The 2109-nt window shown below is 54.7% G+C and carries 2 protein-coding genes and 1 pseudogene; 2 read left to right on the forward strand and 1 reads right to left on the reverse strand.

Features of this window, described 5'->3' with window-relative positions; translation table 11 throughout:
* Positions 1-251, forward strand: a 251-nt coding sequence (locus IE065_RS17775) for an ankyrin repeat domain-containing protein (protein ID WP_189517652.1), incomplete at its 5' end; no start/stop codon positions are given.
* 65 nt (positions 252-316) lie between these two features.
* Positions 317-781, forward strand: coding sequence for a GNAT family N-acetyltransferase (locus IE065_RS17780; RefSeq protein ID WP_194500059.1), 465 nt, complete (start codon positions 317-319; stop codon positions 779-781).
* Between the two features lie 29 nt (positions 782-810).
* Here IE065_RS17780 and IE065_RS17785 read toward each other — a convergent pair.
* A pseudogene (locus IE065_RS17785) lies at positions 811-2109 on the reverse strand (hypothetical protein); the annotation flags it as partial.

Here is a 2109-nt window from a genome sequence, read left to right on the forward strand (position 1 = left end):
TAAATGCACCATGGACAGCGCAAAAATGGTTGCCAATTACCCAGGCTGCAGGTGCACACGGAAATCGTGAACTAATCGAATTCTTGCTAGAAGCTGGGGCCGATCCGACTGCTATTGTCGGCGATCTCAGCGACAGCGCGACAGTCGTTGAGATGGCTAGATTTGGGAAGAACGAGGATTTAGCAGTTTGGCTTGAATCGCAAATTGCAGAATTACGCAAAATCGAACCAGGCAGTGGTGGCAACGGCTAACGCCGTCGCCACACTTTGGCGTTCGACAAAGACTTATGACGGAACCCACAGCTCAAGTCTCCTTAATGGAAATCACCCGCCACAACATTAAGGCGGTTCTCGCTCTAGAAGTGTCTTTAGAACAGAAGAAAGTGTATCCACGCTCAAACGCTTATTCTATTGCTGAAGGGCATTTTTCCGCTGACGACGATCCTGTTTGGATGCGCGCGATTTACGCAGACGAAACTCCTGTCGGATTCCTCATGACTTCAGAAGTCCCCGAGGATGGTATTTACTTTTTATGGCGAATCATGATTGACCAACATCATCAGGGGCGTGGCTACGGACGCCGAGCTGTAGAGTTGTTAGTCCAGAGGATTCAAAAGAATGGAAATCCTCAATATCTTCTGACAAGTCATTTGAAAGGAGATGGAGATGCAGGAATATTTTACCAGGGTTTGGGATTCGACTACACTGGAGAAGTCATGGATGAAACTGATTTCATGATGAAACTCGACTTCCAGCACCATGAAGCCGAACAAGGCGAGTAACTCAAGGCCGAGGCTACGTTGCCCGCGGCCTACTCCTGCTGGAATACCTTGACCTCGACCAGCGTCACGCCGTCGCGCTGGACTGCGAGGAGGGACTCGCCACCCCGCATCTCGTTGTAGCCGTTGCGGGTGCTCGCAATGTAGAAATCGGGGTGTTCGTGGCTACGCACGAGGACGATATTCTCGCCCAGGAAGGGCTCCACCAGAGCCGGTGGCGGGATAACCGGCTTGCCATAGCGTTCAAAGAGCAAATCGAGCGGCGGCTCCATCGTAATGCGCCACGGACGCTCACGCGGCGGCAATTGTTCGGCCAGAATCTCCGTCGCTTCGCGAAAAGCAGTTCCCCAGTAATCGGTTTCAAAGCGCCCCGCCGCTCCGGCCAGCCCGCCCGATAGTCGATTATAATATGTATACTCGTAGGGATGCAGACGAACCATATCCATCGTTGTCAGGACCGCCAATAGCGCTGCGGGCACGGCCCATGCCAGTGCCACCGAGCGTCCAAAGCGCGCCCAAATCATCCGAAAAGCCCCGCAAGACAGCGCAGCCAACAACGCGGCAGCGGGCGGTATAATGAACAGCACATGACGCATCCCGTCGTAGACAATCGATCCGCGAATGATGATGTAGGCCGGGGGGAAAATCACCGCGAACGCAACGAGCAGCTTGTCCCGATGGTCCGTCCAGAGAGTCTGCCAGCCCGGGCGTTTCATCGCGCCGACAACCAAATAGGCTAAGCTGCTGATTATCAACAACAACCACCAATCAGGGGTAACCCGGGCAAGCATTTCAGGCAAATAACGACGCGGCAGCTCATTAGCCCGATAGACTTCGCCGCCAAAAAGCACATCTCCCTGCCAACCAAATTGAGACACCTCCGAGATCGCGCCCGCCGTCGTGGCAAACGGATTTTGATGCGCCGCGGGCCAGAATACAAATAAGATTAGAAAGGCCAACGCCGTTGCCAAAGGCAGCCAACGCACCAAGCGCACCACCTCCCGCCGAAACACGGTCACTCCCGACTGCGCCCAGTTTATGGCCAATTGGACGCCAAAGAAAAGCCCAGCGTAGCACAAGAGCAACAGCCCCCCCACGCGCACCGACATGCACGCGCCCGCCAGCCCACCAAAAAGCAACATACTACGCCAGTCCCGACGATCATTACGCAAAATCCGAACTAACGCCCAAAGCCCCCATACATATGTCGCAGCAAAGGGAATGTCCTTAGGGTTTATGAATTGATGACCCCAGTATCGCGGGAACAACGCCAACAAAACACCGGCCAGCAATGCTGCCCCCCCCCCCCCTAGTCCATAGGCCAAAGCCAC

This window comes from Cerasicoccus arenae, assembly GCF_014651635.1.
In the GTDB taxonomy this organism is placed as follows: domain Bacteria; phylum Verrucomicrobiota; class Verrucomicrobiia; order Opitutales; family Cerasicoccaceae; genus Cerasicoccus; species Cerasicoccus arenae.

Coding starts and splice junctions, on each gene's coding strand:
- IE065_RS17780 (WP_194500059.1), top strand. CDS start 317: ATGGAAATCACCCGCCACAACATTAAGGCGGTTCTCGCTCTAGAAGTG.